This window comes from Halobacteriovorax sp. ZH5_bin.2 (genome assembly GCF_043196375.1).
GTDB lineage: Bacteria > Bdellovibrionota > Bacteriovoracia > Bacteriovoracales > Bacteriovoracaceae > Halobacteriovorax_A.
In genome coordinates this window covers 591231-608955 of sequence record NZ_JBEBMJ010000002.1, presented here as the reverse complement: position 1 = coordinate 608955, position 17725 = coordinate 591231, and the positions used below count along the sequence as shown (strand labels likewise).

The 17725-nt window shown below is 37.6% G+C and carries 17 protein-coding genes; 6 read left to right on the top strand and 11 right to left on the bottom strand.

The genetic code is table 11. The annotated features are described in order from the left end of the window. The first annotated feature begins 133 nt into the window (after positions 1–133). A complete protein-coding gene (locus ABMA76_RS08030; RefSeq protein WP_392907225.1) occupies positions 134–1072 on the top strand; it encodes a hypothetical protein in 939 nt (312 codons plus the stop codon). Here ABMA76_RS08030 and ABMA76_RS08025 read toward each other — a convergent pair. Continuing rightward, positions 1069–2076 carry a DUF4340 domain-containing protein gene (locus ABMA76_RS08025; RefSeq protein WP_392907228.1) on the bottom strand — a complete coding sequence of 336 codons (1008 nt, stop codon included), beginning with the start codon at positions 2074–2076 and terminating at the stop codon, positions 1069–1071. The two genes, ABMA76_RS08030 and ABMA76_RS08025, sit on opposite strands and share 4 nt — an antisense overlap. A 17-nt stretch (positions 2077–2093) precedes the next feature. Further along, positions 2094–2771, bottom strand: coding sequence for a hypothetical protein (locus ABMA76_RS08020; RefSeq protein ID WP_392907230.1), 678 nt, complete (start codon positions 2769–2771; stop codon positions 2094–2096). A 148-nt stretch (positions 2772–2919) separates the two neighbouring features. Here ABMA76_RS08020 and ABMA76_RS08015 point away from each other — a divergent pair, with 148 nt between their 5' ends. Next, positions 2920–4614: a S8 family serine peptidase gene (locus tag ABMA76_RS08015; RefSeq protein ID WP_392907232.1), complete on the top strand. Its 1695-nt coding sequence runs from the start codon at positions 2920–2922 to the stop codon at positions 4612–4614. A gap of 77 nt (positions 4615–4691) precedes the next feature. On the opposite strand, the gene rpmB is transcribed toward ABMA76_RS08015, so the two are convergent. Further along, a complete protein-coding gene (rpmB, locus tag ABMA76_RS08010) occupies positions 4692–4928 on the bottom strand; it encodes a 50S ribosomal protein L28 (RefSeq protein WP_021266376.1) in 237 nt (78 codons plus the stop codon). Positions 4929–5185: 257 nt separating this feature from the next. On the opposite strand from rpmB, the gene ABMA76_RS08005 reads away from it, so the two are divergent. Then, positions 5186–6115: a hypothetical protein gene (locus ABMA76_RS08005; protein ID WP_393061327.1), complete on the top strand. Its 930-nt coding sequence runs from the start codon at positions 5186–5188 to the stop codon at positions 6113–6115. Here the strand turns inward: ABMA76_RS08005 and ABMA76_RS08000 are convergent, their stop codons facing one another. Continuing rightward, a complete protein-coding gene (locus ABMA76_RS08000; protein ID WP_392907235.1) occupies positions 6116–7117 on the bottom strand; it encodes a radical SAM protein in 1002 nt (333 codons plus the stop codon). It abuts the gene before it with no gap. After that, positions 7114–8148 (bottom strand): hypothetical protein, encoded by a 1035-nt coding sequence (locus ABMA76_RS07995; RefSeq protein WP_392907238.1) that lies wholly within the window; start codon positions 8146–8148, stop codon positions 7114–7116. Before ABMA76_RS07995 ends, ABMA76_RS08000 begins: the two co-directional genes overlap by 4 nt. A 74-nt stretch (positions 8149–8222) precedes the next feature. Here ABMA76_RS07995 and ABMA76_RS07990 point away from each other — a divergent pair, with 74 nt between their 5' ends. After that, positions 8223–9146 carry an aldo/keto reductase gene (locus ABMA76_RS07990; protein WP_392907241.1) on the top strand — a complete coding sequence of 308 codons (924 nt, stop codon included), beginning with the start codon at positions 8223–8225 and terminating at the stop codon, positions 9144–9146. Beyond that, positions 9136–9957, top strand: a complete 822-nt coding sequence (locus ABMA76_RS07985) for a glycosyltransferase family 2 protein (RefSeq protein ID WP_392907244.1) — start codon at positions 9136–9138, stop codon at positions 9955–9957. The genes ABMA76_RS07990 and ABMA76_RS07985 overlap by 11 nt, the downstream gene beginning before the upstream one ends. Here ABMA76_RS07985 and ABMA76_RS07980 read toward each other — a convergent pair. Continuing rightward, the gene (locus tag ABMA76_RS07980) at positions 9942–11063 is read right to left on the bottom strand and encodes a saccharopine dehydrogenase (protein WP_392907246.1); all 1122 of its coding nucleotides are present in this window, start codon (positions 11061–11063) and stop codon (positions 9942–9944) included. The genes ABMA76_RS07985 and ABMA76_RS07980 overlap by 16 nt on opposite strands. A gap of 171 nt (positions 11064–11234) precedes the next feature. Here ABMA76_RS07980 and ABMA76_RS07975 point away from each other — a divergent pair, with 171 nt between their 5' ends. After that, positions 11235–12203: a histone deacetylase gene (locus ABMA76_RS07975; RefSeq protein WP_393061325.1), complete on the top strand. Its 969-nt coding sequence runs from the start codon at positions 11235–11237 to the stop codon at positions 12201–12203. Here the strand turns inward: ABMA76_RS07975 and ABMA76_RS07970 are convergent. From ABMA76_RS07970 to ABMA76_RS07950, 5 genes are all read right to left on the bottom strand, one after another. Further along, positions 12193–13569 carry an HAD-IG family 5'-nucleotidase gene (locus ABMA76_RS07970; RefSeq protein WP_392907250.1) on the bottom strand — a complete coding sequence of 459 codons (1377 nt, stop codon included), beginning with the start codon at positions 13567–13569 and terminating at the stop codon, positions 12193–12195. The two genes, ABMA76_RS07975 and ABMA76_RS07970, sit on opposite strands and share 11 nt — an antisense overlap. 140 nt (positions 13570–13709) lie before the next feature. After that, entirely contained in the window at positions 13710–15656 is a 1947-nt protein-coding gene (locus tag ABMA76_RS07965) for a bifunctional 2',3'-cyclic-nucleotide 2'-phosphodiesterase/3'-nucleotidase (RefSeq protein ID WP_392907252.1), read from the bottom strand. Between the two features lie 8 nt (positions 15657–15664). Beyond that, the gene (locus ABMA76_RS07960) at positions 15665–16081 is read right to left on the bottom strand and encodes a hypothetical protein (RefSeq protein ID WP_392907255.1); all 417 of its coding nucleotides are present in this window, start codon (positions 16079–16081) and stop codon (positions 15665–15667) included. 10 nt (positions 16082–16091) lie between these two features. Then, the gene (locus tag ABMA76_RS07955) at positions 16092–16793 is read right to left on the bottom strand and encodes a 5'-methylthioadenosine nucleosidase (RefSeq protein ID WP_392907258.1); all 702 of its coding nucleotides are present in this window, start codon (positions 16791–16793) and stop codon (positions 16092–16094) included. 66 nt (positions 16794–16859) lie between these two features. After that, positions 16860–17621 (bottom strand): glutathione S-transferase family protein, encoded by a 762-nt coding sequence (locus ABMA76_RS07950; RefSeq protein ID WP_393061323.1) that lies wholly within the window; start codon positions 17619–17621, stop codon positions 16860–16862. Positions 17622–17725 lie beyond the last annotated feature (104 nt).

Below are 17725 nucleotides of genomic sequence, written 5' to 3'. Positions count from 1 at the left end.
TAATAGGCAATATTTCGCAATTTTATAAATTATTGGAGAAAGCCTTAGTTTATAAGTTAAGCACTCGAAATTAATAGAAATCAAAGGCTAATTTGAATAAGGCTCGAATTAATTAACTAAGTTGCTATATTGAATGAATAGAACGAATGTTGAGCTAATTTTGACAAGTGAGAAGGCCATGAGTGCGCTAAAGAATCTAGAAGATTATATTGCTGACCCGAAATTATTTGAATCAATTCAACTATTTGATGACAGTTCATACAGTCTTCATTGGTCGAATTGGTCAAAGTTAATTTGTGCAATGAAAGAGCGACACTTAAATGGTGATTCTTCAATGAGTATCGAGGAAGTAAAAGAAGAACTCGAAGCTTTTAAAGAAATACCAGTTTGGCTTGTAAATAAGAAAGGTGAGATGGAGACAACTCTCTTTGATCTGTATAACTTCTATATTGATCCAAGGCTTAAGCACCTATGGTTTGATGTGAATAAGCAAACACTTATTTCTCTAAAGCATAAGGCCGGGCCATTTATGCATCTTCATTCAATGAGATGGGTTGATTATGATATCTATAAATTATTTGTCTATGATCGCCTGCTTAATAATCTTTCTCTAAGTCATCGTGACTTTAGAATGAATACAAATTTAAAAGCGAAGTTTTCATTTTGGAATTCTATTTTAAAACCTGTTGATGGACAGATTGTTCAATTGAGCCGCAAGGGAATCCTTGTATCAATTGAAGGTCATAAGAACTTCTTAAGTCTATCGCAGTCCGACCAAATATCTCTTAGTGCTGAGGTTGGGGGACTCCTCAGCGCTACAGGGAAAAGATTCGAAGAGTTTGATGAAGTAATTGGAAATTGCACAAAAGCAAAATCTGTAAAAATTGATTTTGATGAAAATATTTTTAAGGATTTAAACGCTCTTGAGACTTGCAAGGGTGAGACATACTATATGTTTATTCCTTTTGCGAAATTTCCAATCAAACATCACCGCATAGGTAAGGCCATTCAACACGTCATTGATGAAGTTGAAGGAGCTGCCTCTGATATCCTGAATAAGTTAATTGCCTAGTAAATAATTTTATTCAAAGGGCTTGGTCTAAAAGATCTTAGCCTTTTGTATAAAACATTTAAGTACTCTTTACTTACTAAGAAAGGGTGCTCTCTATTTGATGCTCGAATTATAAAATTCTCTTTTTTCTCAATATTAAGATCAGGTAAGCTTGTTAACACCCAAGAGAGGTCATACTCAATTTCTTCACCTGTTTTGATCTTAACGATGACCTTAAAGTATGGCTTGGCCAGATAGCGCTCAATTGCCTTATCCATCTTTTCTGTTCGCTTATCAAGGATAGAGTTCGATTTAAAGCCTGTCAGCTTAACTAAGAACTCTTGTACGGCCTCATCATCAAGGGCCTTGTTCCCTGAAACCCAAATGTCTTTATCATTACGACTAAATTCAAAACGTAATTTCCCAGAGTTAATAACTGTAACACCTCTAATATCACTTGGTGCATAACTAAAGACTCGTGAGTCAATAAGAGAGGGAAGATCAATTTTCTCAAGAGAGAACTTTACTGCATTGACGTGATAGATGGCATTGTCCTTATCACTTACAACATAAGTCGAGTTATCGATTGGGTTGATTAAACCAAATGAAATTGTTTCATCTGATCCATCTTCGCCTTTTAGTGTGACAATTGATGTTGGGTTATCAAGAGAGAAGTTAGATAGGTTAATCGGATCCTTTGGAAAGATCTTTTTAATCTTCACATTCTTTAGTGAGTCTAAAAGTTTATTAATGATTGCTTCATTAGCATTAATTCTTCTTGGCTTTGTAATAATCCATTGATTCTTATTTTTAGCGAGGCTAAAGCGTCCAAGATTTGATTGAAGAGAGATATTATCAACTTTATCAACCTGATCACTTGTAAATAGAAACTGAAGATTAGACAGTTCTTTTGAAGTAATAACTGGTGCTTGAAAAAACTCACTAATAACTGCTCCAAAAAGGAGAGTAATAAAGAGTATTGAGACGAGGCTGGCTGAAAAGTAATTACGTTTAATATTTTGCATAAGAAATTCTAGAATTCTTATTCGAGATCGTCAAAGAGATCGAAGTCATCATCACCATCTGAGCTACTTTCTTTGGCCGCCGCTGGAGCAGTCGGCTCCTCTCTAACTTCTGGCTCAATAGATTTGATAAAATTCCTAAGTAGGGTACGTTCACCTTCTTTGAGGAATGTAAACTTGATACCTGTTCGGAACGGCATGCTCGTTTGGGAAATAATACGACTCTTCATATTGTAGGTACGTGAAAAGATCACGACACCATTTAGAATAATTCGATTTGGAATTTGAATATCAACAACAATCGATTGACCTTGAGTAAATTGTTTCTCACAAAAGAAATACATTCCATCCATATAGAGTTCAGATAGGAGAATATTTCCTACGTAAACCTTCGCAGGAGGTAAATCAGGAATAAATTGCTTGATGATTTTTGTTTCTTTGATCGGCGTAACATTGTCTCCGGCCATGGCAGCGTCGGCCAAAGCCTGTGGATCAAGAGCTGCCTCTTCATCTTCAATGCTTTCGTTGATAGGTAATTCACCCTTATCCTTATAAATCTCGATAAGGTCGTCAATATTAGGCTTTTCACCATTTTTATATCTTAGTTTTACCGCTGCTTCCACTTCATCTCGAAGTGTCCAAACGTTAACTTTGATTCTTTTTATTAGGACTGGGTCGCTACTTTTACCGTGTATCATTAACTAACATTTTCTCACATTTTCAATATTTTGTATCTTTTGAAATTTTTGCCTCTGAAAGAGTGCTAAACTAGTTGATAGACAATTATTCAAAAGTCTTAGCATAGGGTCTCCCATGGAAGGGAGACAAAAAGATTAGGAGGATCTAATGAGATTAAAAGCATTTTTAGCACCCGCTGTTGTTTCAGCAATGGCCCTTTCTCCACTAGCTGCTGATTACGTTCCAGGTGAACTAATCGTAAAGTTAAAGAAAGATGTATCTGTTGAAAGTTTCTTTGGACAATCATTACATGGAAGTTCACTTGACCGTCGTATCGAACTAACGTCTGGTGACTTATATGTTGTTAAGTTTAATGAGTCTCTTGTGTCAATTGATGCAATTGCAAAGCAAATGAACGAAAGAGCAGAGGTAGAGTATGCAGAGCCAAACTTTATCTATGAAATCGTTAAGCCAATCGTACACACAAATGTATTAGAAGAAATCTTAAGTTATAACACTTCTTCAGATGAAGGTGTTTACTACACGCCAGCTGATGAAAAATTTGGTCAACTATGGGGTCTAAAAAATACTGGTTCAAATGCTCCAAGAGGTGTTTCTGGTGTTGAAGGTGCAGACGTTGATGCACTTAGAGCATGGGAAATTACTCAAGGTGATCGTGCCATTAAAATTGCGGTTATTGATACAGGAATTGATTACAACCACCCAGATCTAAGAGATCAAATGTGGACAAACGAAGGCGAGATTCCTGGTAACGGAATTGATGACGATGGAAATGGATATGTAGATGATATCCACGGATATGACTTTGCAAATAATGATGGTGACCCAATGGATGGTCACTCACACGGAACTCACTGTGCAGGGACAATCGGTGCTTCACACAATGCTATTGGTGTTGCTGGTGTAATGAGAGATGTACAATTCGTAGGGATTAAATTCCTAACAGATAGTGGTTCAGGATCAACTGAAGCAGCAATTAAGTCGATTGATTATGCAACGAAAATTGGTGTTGATATTATGTCAAACTCTTGGGGAGGCGGTGGCCGTTCAGAAGCTCTTAAAGAAGCAATTGAGAGAGCTAATGAAGCAGGGATCGTATTTACTGCAGCTGCTGGTAACTCTTCAACAGACAATGATTCTAAGCCACACTACCCATCAAACTACAATGTTGATAACGTAATTTCTGTTGCTGCAACAACTGCTGCTGATGAGCTAGCAAGCTTTTCTTGTTATGGACGTTCAACTGTACATATCGGTGCACCAGGACACGAGATTCTTTCAACAGTTAAGGGTGGACGTTATGCTTCTTACTCAGGAACTTCAATGGCAACGCCACATGTTTCTGGTGTAATTGGTCTTTTCCTTTCTGAAAACAAAGGACTTACTCCACTAGAAATTAGAAATAAGGTAATGGTTACTTCTGATCCTGTTGCTGCCCTAAGAGGTAAGACAATCAACGCTGGTCGTATCAATGCTTATAATCTTCTAACTGACACAGTTCCTGAAAGAAATGAGCCGAATCCAGAAGATTGGGAAACAGTAAATGTTGCTTCTTTTGAATCAGAGCACCCATACTTAGAGAACCAGACACTTGAGACGACTTACACTGTTGAAGGTGCGAAGTTTATGAGAGTAAGAGTTCGTAAATTTGATCTTGAGAATCGTTATGACTTTATTGAAGTTAGAGACGCTAGAGGAGTACTAGTTGAGAAGATTACAGGTTCAGGAGAGAACTATACTTCTTTCTTCGCTGAAGGTGATACGCTGAAGCTTATTTTCAAGTCTGATCGTTCAGTTCAGAAGTGGGGATTTGCTATTGATCAAGTAGATGTTCAATACTAAGAAAAATTAAAATTACCCAAATAAAAAGGCCAGCAAAATGCTGGCCTTTTCTTTATCTTAAATCGATTTAAATCTAATTAAGCGTTCCAAAGGTGCTTGTACTTCTTAAGGAACTTAGAAAGTGAACCAACTTTGTCTAGAGTTCTGATTGCTCTAGTTGAAAGTCTAAGCTTGATTGTTTCACCTGTTACAGGATCAAAAACTCTCTTCGTTTGAAGGTTTGGTTTTTGAGTCATTTTTGTTCTATTTTTAGCGTGAGAAACTTTGTTACCAACAAGTCTTCTTTTTCCAGTTAAATCACATGTACGTGCCATCACTTCATCCTTATTTATTTATATAAACTCTACATTAACATATGGGTTATTAGGTTGTAGAATATAAACATAACGTCGTAAAAGTGCAACTACTTTTGTACAAATTGCGTAATATCCTACGGTTTTTACTGCAAAAAACCAAAGTTATTTGGACATAGCAGCGGAATATCGTTATCATATACTTATTATTAAATGTAATTCTAGCTAGTTAGAACTTTTTTGAGGGAAGAGATTTGAAAAAACGAATATTATTGTTTTTGTCGGTCTTGGTCTTGATGGCCCTCGGTTATTATTTCTACACTTATTACAATGATGAATACCATCCAGAGGCCTTGAGGGAACAATACTCTCAGAGCGCCCCAATCGCTTTTACAGATCGCGCACTACCTAAGAAGAAATTCGTTCCACGTAAGCAGTTTCATGAGAAGACTGATTATAAGAGATCTGATGATCAGGTCGTGGCATTGAATAATATTGGCCCAGATACGGGAGCCTTTTCTGAGCTAAGTGCTGTTATTGAAGATTTAAGAAGAAGTAATGCAGATTGTGAACAGAGTTTTAATTCAGTTATGCCGCCGGCCCAGATCATTGACCCTGACTCTGGCTATTATGCACAAGAGAGCAATATTGCAAACCTTGTAAACAGAGCGCTCGATCAGTTAACTAATAATGAGGGAAGGGCCATAGCGAAACGCTTTCCTGAACTAGCTCAAGAGGCCCTCGACAGTGTAGATGAGATAAGTGAAGAGGATATGGCAGCGATCATGCGAGCTCCGCTTGTTTGTCGTCAGTCAAATATCACAGTACTCTTTGAAACTATTATTGAAATGTCGAGTGAAGATAAAATTACGCAAGCTCAAAGGGCCGAGATAATTGATAGCACTGTTAATAAGCTTGTTATGAGCCTAGAAACAGACGGGCTACAAGATAATATCCTTATGTCTTTAACTCTTTTAAAGGCCATTGGAAGTTTATCAAGCAAAGACAGTGAGTACTTTTCTGACCTTGAATCAATTTATGACGAGATGTCGACGTCTCAAGCAGGCCTTAATCAGGCGTCAGCTAAGAATGCTAAGGTTGTAAATCCTGGAGAGGTTTATCGCAATTATCGTGAAAGGCAACGTGGGTTCTCTTCTTCTGTGATTGAGGTTCTCTATCTTAATTATCCAGAATACTTAAACGAGTAATTATTCTTCCATACAAAGATAAGTACTCTTTTCAGAGGCACCTGCCTTTAAACAAAGCTCTTTAATCTTTCCAAGAATCCACATTCTCATAGGTCTTGGGTAGCGAATCTTTCCATCTTCACCTTTTGTTAGTTCAGAGTGGAAGTACGTTGTTTGTGGATAGTTCTTCTTTACCTGCGAATAGACATCCTTTGTAAAGCGAACAACTCCAATTGAGATATACTCAACTTTACTTAGGGGAATGACTTCACTTAGCTCACTAATTAATTCTTCATACTCACTTTCAAAATTCTCACTGTGAATGACTGGATCAAAGTGAATACCAATAGGGTGGCCTGCTTGATAAAGACTCTTAATGGCCTTTATACGGGCGGCGAGACTAGGTGTCTTTAGATCATGGGACTTAACCTTATTCTTTGGTGAAAGAGAAAAGGACGTAATAAAGTTGGGAAGAGGCGTAAGCTTTAGAAGCTCTTTGATATTTGCCGACTTAGTTCTTAGCTCAATATAGCAGTGAGGATTCTTCTTCGTAAATTCATGATAATAATTTAGTTCACCTGTAAGGTGTGTCAGGGCGAGAGAGTCACTAAATTCTCCCGCATGAAACCACATATTTTCATCGGACTTATCTGCAAGCTTTTGCATTTCGCTGATGATTTCCTCATGGTTAACAAAGAGGACGAGATCAGGAGTGTTGAAATAACCTTGCAGATAGCAGTAGTCACATTCATAAATACAATTATAGGCGTGAATAAAGTAGTAGTGTGGCTCTCCTGAGATACCGTAAGCATTTGGGGCCTCTTTAACTAGCTGGCCTTGCTTTCTAGCAATAAAGAGGTTGAGAGAGTCCCTCTTTTGGAGGTAAGGCTTTTTTACCCTTCCCCAAATGTCAGCATAGTTGGAGATGATTTCGACTTTTGCTTTTGGAAACTTCTGTGGCAGCTGATTTGCGACAATCTCATCCTTAATTGAATTTTCAATAAAGATCTTCTCTATTTTCAAAGTTCTTCTCCATTCATTAGGGAGTTGAATCTTTGCCAATCAATCTTTGAAAGGTTTTTTTGAAGACTCACGAGATCTTTTTCAGAAGTAATTTTTGATCGTATATAAAGGATAACTTTTTCTAGTGAAGGATCGTAAGTTAGCTCATTCTTTTCTAAGGCCGTATTTTTAACAAAGCTATCAAGTTGTTTAATTATTTTCGTTCGAGTTGGATAGAGTTTTTCTTTTAAGAAGTCTCTAAGTTCTAAGGCCTTCTTCTTTGGCGTTACTTCAAGGGCCTTAATATTTTTTATAGCACTTAAGTTTAAAAGTTCTCCCAGATCCATTTCATACTTCACAAGGATTTGCTCTGTTAAGTTTCTGACTTCACGCTCTAGCGAAAGAGTAAAGTAGAAGTCTTTATCATCAAGAAGAGGAAGCTCTGCATTGAGGGACTTCTCTTGTTTCGATACTGAAGTCACAAAGTAGCGGTAGAGCTCTTGTGAGTAGTCCTGTGCATGCTCTTTTATATATTCACAAATTGGTGCATCTGTAACATGATCAGAAATTAATTTAAAAGCTCTTAAAGGAGTCTGAAATTTTTTGGCCACTAACCCAATGGCCCAAGCCTCGCGATCAGCAAGTGGGGCAAAGTGTGAAAGTGAGTTTGCAAGCTTAGTATCTAGAATTCGTTCATTTGCAGTAATGAGATCTAGCTTTGATGTCTCGCCTAGGCACTGAAAGCTTTTAAATTCACCTTGCCCATAGATTGTTCTAATCTCAAATATTTCACCTTGTTTTAAATCTTCATTAAAGGAGGCACAAATTCCAAAATTAATAAGTTGGTTTAGCTGTATTCCTTGTGTCTTTAGAACACCCATCGCATAGGTGAGTGCCATCATTACATTCTGTGGGCCCTCTCCTGTCAGAACTAAACCAAAGCTCAGGTCACCATTTAGGTAGAGGTCGTTAAATTCAGGATGGGACTTAAAATCCATCTCTTTTAAAAATGTTTGGGCCTCGCCGCGGTGGGCAAATACAAGTAAATCCATAACTAGGAGATAACGCTTATCTTGTCGGTGCGTCAAGTCTTTACGCATTTAGGCAAAATAGATATTCATGACTTATGAAAATATTAGATCAATTTGGACAATTTGCATTTGGTGGCGCCAGCATCTCTGGAGAGGGCGCAGGTTATGGATTTGGTGATATTAGTAAAGAAGATTCAATGAGTCTTCTTCAGTATGCCTTTGATCGTGGAGTTAAGATCTTCGATACTGCACCTATTTACGGTTTTGGTGAGAGTGAGAAGAGAATTGGTGAAGCCTTTAAAAATAATCGCGAAAAAGTTTTTATTGTCTCTAAATCTGGAGTGACTTGGCACGAGAATAAACGAGTGGATATGACTAATGATCCAGTTGTTACTCAAAGGATGATTGAACAGTCTCTTAGGGACTTAAATACAGACTATATCGATCTTTATATGGTTCACTGGCCTGATGAGAGAGTGGATATTAGAAAAACTCTTGAAGTGATTGCCAAGGCCAAGCATGAAGGCAAAATCAAACACATCGGTTTGTGTAATACTACTCCAGAAGAGTTTAAGTTAGCATCTGAAATTGATAAGATTGAAGTGATTCAATCACAATTTAACTTCTTTGAACAAGACGTGAAAAATGACATCTTCCCAATTGTAAAAAGTGAAGACATAAGCTTCATGAGCTGGGGAACTCTTGATAAGGGGATCCTTACAGGAAGAGTTACAAAAGATCGTAAGTTTGATAAAAGTGATTGTCGTTCATGGGCACCATGGTGGAAGGCCATGGATAAAGAGAGTCGCTATGATATCGTAGCTAGAATGCAGCCGGCCCTTGAAGAACATGGAATAACAGGGCTAGACTTTGCTATTCATTTTAACCTTTCACATGATGAGTTAAGCACTATTCTTTGTGGTGCTAGAAATCATGGTCAACTCGATGGCGTTCTAAATTCTCTTGAAAAGAAAGTAACGAAAGAGATGCTGGAAGATATCATTAGCAGTGTTAGTTAGCGTTATTATTCCCACTTATAATAGGGCAAATTTCTTGGCCCGTGCAATTGATTCGGTTTTAAAGCAAAGCTTTCAAAACTTTGAACTGATTGTTGTTGATGATGGTTCTAGCGATCATTCAAAAGATATCGTCGAGTCTTTTTCAGATGAGCGTATCAAATATATCTTTCAACAAAATCGAGGAGTCTCCGCTGCTCGTAATCTTGGCGTAATCCAGTCGTCAGGAAACTACATTGCATTTCTTGACTCAGATGATGAGTGGAGTGAAAACAAACTTCAACGTCAACTAAGCCTACTTGAGAACTCTAAGCTTCGTCTTTGCCATACCGGTGAGCATTGGTTAAGAGATGGAGAGGTTGTGAAGCAAAAGAAAGTTCACCAAAAAGTTGGTGGTGATATGTTTATTCGCTCATTAAAAAATTGTGTGATCTCACCATCAAGTGTCTTAATGGAGCGTAGCTTATTTGAAGAGATGGGTGGCTTTAATGAAGACTTTATTGTTTGTGAAGATTACGACCTCTGGCTCAAGATAACGTCTCTGTATGAAATAGGTTTCCTAGAAGAGGCCTTCGTAATTAAACATGCTGGGCACGACGATCAACTCTCATTTAAATTCTTTGCAATGGACTACTGGAGAGTTAAGGCCATGGCCTGGGCAAAAGCAAATCGCCAACTTTCGAAAGAAAGAATAGAAGTACTAACACAGCTTTGTTTAAAGAAGTGCCAATACCTTATTAAAGGGTATGAGAAACACGAAAATTTTGAAAATTACGATGAAGTAAGAGCGATCGAAAATTACATTAGTAACTGAGGCTCTTCGACTAATTTCTTCTCTAATCCTAGCTCAATTGTTTTTTGATAGAAGATCTCAAGTGCTTTTTCCCACGGAGAGTCTTCGATATCACCATTAAGTAAATTAATTAGATAAGGAAGTAGTTGCTCGACATATTCCTCTGTACTCTCTCTTGGAAGAAGTGAAGGTAAGTGGTCAATGGCCGTAACTTCGAGAAGCTGATCGAGCTCTTGAATCCTATATGTTGGGACATCTATCGTTGTAATATCTGGATAAATAGGAAGTGGATTACAAGGTCCTGTCGGGTCACAGCTAATATCTGAAATCACAGAAAGGTTTCTTTCATTCTTTAGGATATCTAAGTCTAAGAATGGCTCCGTAGGTGTTTTATTTAAAGTACAATTAACGAGTATATCGTAGTCAAGAATTTGCTTAATTGGTCTGGCCACTTGTGTGTCGCTCCTTCCCCAACCAATCATTTCTACACCAACTGCTTCGAGGAGCTCTTTTGCTCCACGTCCACAACGCCCTCGATTACCAATAACTAAAACTCTTGGCCTTGAGCCTAGTTCATCAAGTTCTTTTGATATTTCATTGATTAACTCATGTTGAGATGAATATGACTTAAGAGGTGCGCATTCATTGAAGTCTGTGCCTCTTTGCTGGCAAATCCAGTTCTTGAGCCCAAGAGCTGCTCCTACAAAGCCGGCCCATTTTCCAAATGCCGCAATTCTTTTCCCATTACTGTCAGTAAGGTATTCAAGGTCATAAAGCTTTCCATCTCCTTGAATAAAACGATCAAGCATTTCTTTTGAGCCTGTTTGGTTTTTATAGACGTGAGCAAAGTGAATATGACGGTGACTTAGAGGGAACTCGTGAACATCAAGTTCTTTTAGTCCAAGAATAAAAGCGTTTGCAGGGGCAAAGTTTATCCATGAATTTGTCGGCATCATTTTAAGACCTAAGGCCTCAAATTCTTCGTCTTTAAAGATACGACTTGGTGAGCGTTCAATAATTACTTCATGACCAAGCTCCTTTAGTTCTAAGGCTGCTTGTGGCGTAAGAGCACTACGCTGTTCAAACGGTTTTGTTTCATGGCGAAGCCAGATTGTCCTATTTGTCATGAAATTTAATCTCCCAAAAAAATCGAATACTTATAGCAAAGCTAATAGACTACTATAGCAAAGGGCCCTATCTCATACCTAAATTTGTAAGATTTACAGGCGATTTTAAGGTATAACTATATAATATTAGGATAATCAGGCAAGCTAAGTTTCATTAATAAAGGAATGATTATGAAATACCACCCAGAAAAAAGTCGACTCTATTATATGGAAGACTCCCTTGGTAGCTATACAGATTACGGTATTGGCGTTCCTTTGAAAGATGAAAGAGTGACAAAAATTTTAGAAGAATTTAAGAATTCACCTTTCCTTGAGCGAAGAAGATCAACTCACTTTTTCCTAAGTGACCTCGCTCTTGCCCACGATCGTGATTTCTGTGCACGAACTAAGCTTGATCCAACTGGACTTGTCCTTGAAGCCTACGAGCTTATTAATGATGATGGAAGTTACCATCGTTATGATCCAATGGCCGCAGTTAAACCATTAAGTGATTTTATCAACCGTGCTCTTTCTCATTGTGAAGGTACATATCTTGCTGCTTGTAATGCCCTTGAATCTGGCTTTTCGTATCACTTAGGTGGAGGAATGCATCATGCAAAGAGTGATGGGCCTGGTGGTTTTTGTATGTTTAACGATATCGTTATCGCAATTAGAAAGTTACAAAAAGAAAAAGGTGTAGGGAAGTGCCTCGTTGTGGATATGGATGCCCATAAAGGTGATGGAACGGCACAAATTGTAACAAGTGATGAATCTATTGATTGCGTTTCAATTCATATGAAAGATGGATGGCCTCTTGATAATCCTGATAAAACAAACTCTAGCTATATTCCAAGCACTCTTGATATTCCGGTGACACCCGAAGATAACTACCTAGAGAAGCTTAAGCAGATAGGGGACTTTGTTAAAGATGATTATGACCTTTGTATCGTTGTTCAAGGTGCAGATGTTTATGAAAAAGATATTCTTGAGAGCGCGAAGGGAATTCAGTTAACTTTAGAAGAATGCATTGAAAGAGATAATTATATGTATGAATTACTTGAGTCGAAAGGCATCCCCCAAGCATGGGTTATGGCCGGGGGATACGGTGATGAAGTCTACCGAGTCTTTCAACAATTTGTACAATCTAAATTTAAAGCATAGTTGAGTCTTCGTGGGCCAAGATTCTCTTCTTTGGCCTAAAGTAAGTACGTGGAGTGTACTCTAGAAGATCCGTGATCTTTGCCATATAGAAACATGCATACTTCTCAACTTGATCAGCAAAGCGTGATTCTTCAAGACCTGCTCTCATCATTTCTCCCCAGTGGGCATTAAAGAATTGACGATAAGTTTCTAGGTGTTGTGAAATCTTTGAGTTGATCTTATCAATTTCACTAAAGATTTTACCAATATCTTCTTTATTATACCTTTCAGGGTCTTCGTGTTTAAGAAGCTCAAGTTTATTTAGTTCGTGCTCTAGCTTTTCTTTTTGGATCATTTCAGCATCAATAAGAGCTTGTGTTGGAGTTGACTGTCTAATTGCTTCAATCTCTGCTTCAAGTGGGTCTAAAATAAGTGCCGTTCTCCAGTTAAATGTTTTCTTTAATGTTAGAACGTCGCCGTAAATATGGTCTCCAAGATAAAGGATTTCTTCACCTTCAAGGCCTAGGTCTTTTTGTAGTTTACCGGCCCATCCACCTTGGTAAACCTTGTTCTGTTCAAGTGGTCCTTCAGCGTTTGTCATAAGACCTGTATCCGTTTGGATTTCTAGAAACATATTGCTTACGTTAAAGAATCTCGGCTTACATGCAAGACAGATTGAAATATCAAATAGGTCAGTCCAAGTCTCGTGTTCTTTTAAGAATGGATTGATCGTGTACTCCATTAATTTTTTCGTCCAAGACCATTCACTATTTGTAATAAGAATTAGTTTTTTTCCAAAACGTTTGAATCTTTCTAGAAGCTTTGCAACTTCTGGGTCCTTGATGATGAAGTCTTCAAGATGCTCTTCAACATATCCCTTAAGAGAGTTGTCAGAGTGAGCGATATCAATAACTTCTTTGATATCATGAGATAGTGTTTCGTAATCAGGAAGCTTCATTCCTTGGTCTTTTAGATCAACAAGGTTTGCAAACATTGCTCCATTTGAAATAGAGAAGTTTGTATCCAGAGATTGATACTGATCTGAATTTAGATCAATGATACTATTTCCATAGATTTCATTTTGATCATGAAAGTCCATTGGCTTTGTACCGTGTTTTGCAATCTTTACTTTCCCGTAGCGGTTTGTTTGTAGAATATTTCCACGAAGACGATCGATAATTAAACCTTGAATAACTTGGTTAAAATCAAATTTTAATTCTGTTACTTCTTTCGGGTAATTTTTTACATCCACTAATTTTTTAAGTACTAGTTCGAAAACAAATTTTTCGAATGCTTCTGTTTTATAGCGAACTAATGTGTAGTCCATATCAAAACCAATGGCCTTGATCTTTTTCATATTCAATGTTCTATTGACGTATACTGACATATAAAATCCTTTTAAATCGTTTGAGAATTTAATCCTCGGACCGTAGATTTTATCTAAACTTTGCGTAAATGTCATATTATTAATACGTCAAGGCGTAAATTCAGTAGTTTACGCCTTGAAAATTTGTGGAAGCAATGTGTCTATTTTAGAATTATATAGTACTTTGCAAAGCCTTCATCATCTAGGCCTTTAATGCGATTAAGCTTAAACTTAGAATTCTTTCTTATGTACTTGGTTGCTTTTTTTGAAGGCGATGTTTCAAAATATACTTTCAATTTTTCTGCGTTTGGAACTGGCTTGATTTTCCAATTTTCATTTGGACGTGCATCCACAAAGCCTTTCTCATTTGTTTCTCTTCTAATGTAGTTAATAAGAACTTGTCGATTACTGTCCGGTGCAGTGAAAACAACATTGGACTTCTTGGCCCCTGGAAATTTTCCACTTGTTGCACGAAAGCTATTTGTGGCAAGAATGAATTCCTGCTCATTAGTTACGGCCTTTCCTTGATATTTTAGATTTTCGATTCTAAATGAATCTTTATTTAAAACCTTACAATTTTCATCGTAATGTCTTCTTTTTGTGATGTTAATCTCGTAAGTCAGGCCATCAATCATATCAAAGTTGTATGAACGGAAACTTCCCCAGTTTATGAGTGGCTGGTCTTTACTATACTTTGGATCGATATGAGCGAACATACCCGCTGAACATTCAAGCCACATTTTCACTTCTTTACCTGTAAGCTTAAGAGCGTAGAGCATATTAGGGTAGAGGTAAAGATCGGCTGCATTTCTTAATGTGAGAACACCCTTATCAACAGTTGTATAACCATTAGGATCATTCTTTCTCCCGCCGGTTTTAAAAGGAGCAACGGCCGATAAAACAGGAAGACCGCTCAGATTGGCGTCACCTTGAATTGCTCTTTTAACATAATCAATTTGTGCATTAGAAACAATTTGAGTTGCTGCATCGTCTTGAATTAGGGATAGGAAACTGTAAAATTCTTCTTTAGAGAAACCAACTTTTTCACCAGCTAGTTTAATTGTTCTTTGGTGATCATTTTCAATGATTTCTGCAAGCTCTAGATCTGGTTTTACGCTGGAGTCTGATTCTTTGTCATAAATGGAGTAAACTGATGATTGGCCATCGATAACATGCCACTTACTTCCATCAAAGTTTAGTTTTAAATCAATGATCCCAACATGAGATCCCCACTTACCAGGCATAACGGCGGCTACGCCATTAATTGTTCCTTTTTTAGCATCAATACCTTGGATACCTTCATAATCTTTAGATGGGAATAGGGCATGTGTATGACCGAAGGCAATGGCATCAATATATGGAACACGGCTTAAGTAATAAACTGAATCTTCCGCGTAGAGCTTGTATTCATCTGTGCTAATTCCGGAGTGAGGAATTGCTATAATGACATCAGCTCCTTCATTTTTCATTTTTGCTGTCAGCTCTTTTGCAACCTCTACAATATCACGGGCAACAACCTTTCCTTCAAGATTATTCTTATCCCAAATCATAATTTGAGGTGGGACAAATCCAATGTATCCAATTTTTAACTTGTGTGGCAGGCCTTTGGTGTCCTTCACTTTCTTTTCAATAATGACGTATTGCTTGAAGTAGGGTGAAGCTGGCTTGCCATTTTCATCTTTATAGACATTAGCGTTGATATATGGAAACGCAGCATCTTTAAGTGAGGCCTCGAGAAACTCTAGGCCATAGTTAAATTCATGATTTCCAATATTACCCACATCGTACTTAAGGTGATTCATAAGTTTAAAAGCAGGGTGAACTCCTTCTTTCCCATGCGTGGCCACAAAGTCGGCCATAGGATTGCCCTGAAGGAGATCACCATTATCAATTAAAGTATAATTATCTGCTTGAGCGGCATACTTCTTAATAAGTGTCGCCGTCTTTACAAGTCCAAATCTTTTACTTTCTTCGTTCTTATAATAATCGTAGTCCTTGTAGTAACCATGAAGGTCAGTGGTTTCAATAACACGAAGCTTTACTTGTGTTTGTTCCTTACAGCCTACAATTAGAAAAAGAGACAGTGAAAATAAAAAGATTTTTCTCATATTAATTCCTAGTAATAACGACCTGAAGAGTAAGTAGCATCAAACATGCGTGCTTTACCGTATACTTTTACATTCCCTTTTAGGCCTGCAAATCCGTAAATACGAGATTCGCCAAAAGCTTGAGCATTATCCCAAACAGATGCCTCGTCGTAGACTCTTGCATTCTCATAAACGTGAGCATTCCCCCAGACTTTTGCGTAGTCTGAAATAATTGCGTTTCCTGTGATTTTTGCAAATCCTGTTACTTGGGCCTTGTCACAAACTTGTGCATTTTCGCCTATGTAAACATTCTTTGATACATATGCAGTGTCGGCAACAAAACCACCTTGTGTTCCATCGTTATTGATCCAATATTGACCTTCTTGGCCAGCGCATGGTGCAGCTAAAGTTGGCAGTATAAAAAGCATAGCAGCTAGTAGTTTCATAAATCACTCCTTAGATTTTTTCGATTAATTCAATTAATTTCTTACCTAAATTATCCGATGCTAATCTCAAATTGGCAAAGAACTCCTCCTGCGTTGGATGCTCTCCGTCAACAATGTCTGTCACAGACTTTAAAAAGAGTGTTGGAGTATTAAATTGATCAACGACCCAGCCAATCGCTCCTGCTTCCATATCTTTTAACACAGCTTGATTCGCTTCAATTAGTTTCTCATCTTCTGTGCTCATATCAAGTGAGTTTCCTGTTGAAATAATTGCTGTCTTTAGATTTAGGAGTTTGCCATATTCTTGAGCAATAGCGTGTGTTGTCTTATAAACTCCGTAGTTTTCGTAACCTGGGATTGGGATTCTACGATCGTGGAATACTGTTGTGTCGGCCGTATAGACGTCACCAACTTCGGCTCCACGCTTTCTAAAACCACCGGCAGTTCCTGCATTGATTATCATTTCTGCTCCAAGCTCTCTAATTGCAAGAAGGGTAGAGACAACGGCAGGGGAAGTACCAACATTTTGTACCTTGTGATGTTTACACTCACCACTAATGATGATTGAAATTTTGTGCCCGTGATATTCGCATTGATATAACTTCATTGGAAGCTTGGGGTCTAATTTCTTATCTTGGTTTATGATACCTAGTTTCTCAAGAAGTGGTGCTGCTTCCGAGTCCATGGCCATGACGATGGCAATATTCTTCATAAAGTCTCCATTTAATAACTATTATCTAAGTTTAATAGAAAAAGAGCATAATTAGAAATATTGCAGTTAACTTTCTAGATGGGTAGGGTAGACATTGTTTTTTGAACGTGTTTGAGCAGCAACCCTGTGAAGCCACTTTATAACTCGGTGGTACTTCTGCTTAACTAAGTCAGCAGGAGCAAGGCCTGTTATGAGGATGCGGTTTAGGTGACAGAAGAGAAGAATATCAATGTATTTGATTTCATTGCCAAAAATAAAGTTCTTGGTTTCCAGAATTTCGTTTATGTAGATTATTTGTAACTCAAAGTATTCAAGTGCACCTTCTTGATTTTTACGAAAGATCTCATACTCAGAGACTTTCTTAATAATAACATCTCTAATTGATGAGATCACTTCCTCAGATGTTTCATTTATATCTTGAACATACTTTGCTTGCTTAGCAAATTTCCTCTTCATGGCGCTAAGTCCACTTGTATCTTTATATGAGAAGTATATGATACTTGCCCATAATGAATTTAGACACCAGTCTTGTAGCATTTGTTCTTGTATCATTTGCTCTTTCGTTAGAAGAAAAAGACTTGATTGACCACGTAGCTCTCTAAAGTAATTTATGCAATTTCTAATGCCTAGATATTTCTTCTCACCGTCAATTATTGCGGGGAGGCTGCTCATCTTAGCAGGGACTCCTTGAATTTGAGAGTTTACGTGGACTGTTTTTAGATTAAAGTCGATATTTAAAAATGAAAAAATTCTGTTTACTGTAGCACAGTACGGAGAGAATGATTCAACTTCATCATTTCCGGCCCATGAAATTAATACTTTATCCATGCCACTAATGTCGGAGAGTTGTTTTAAAATATTAACTAAAAATCGATGGTAACAATAATTCTCCATTTAGGCTGAGCATAATATACTTGTTAATAATAAAAATT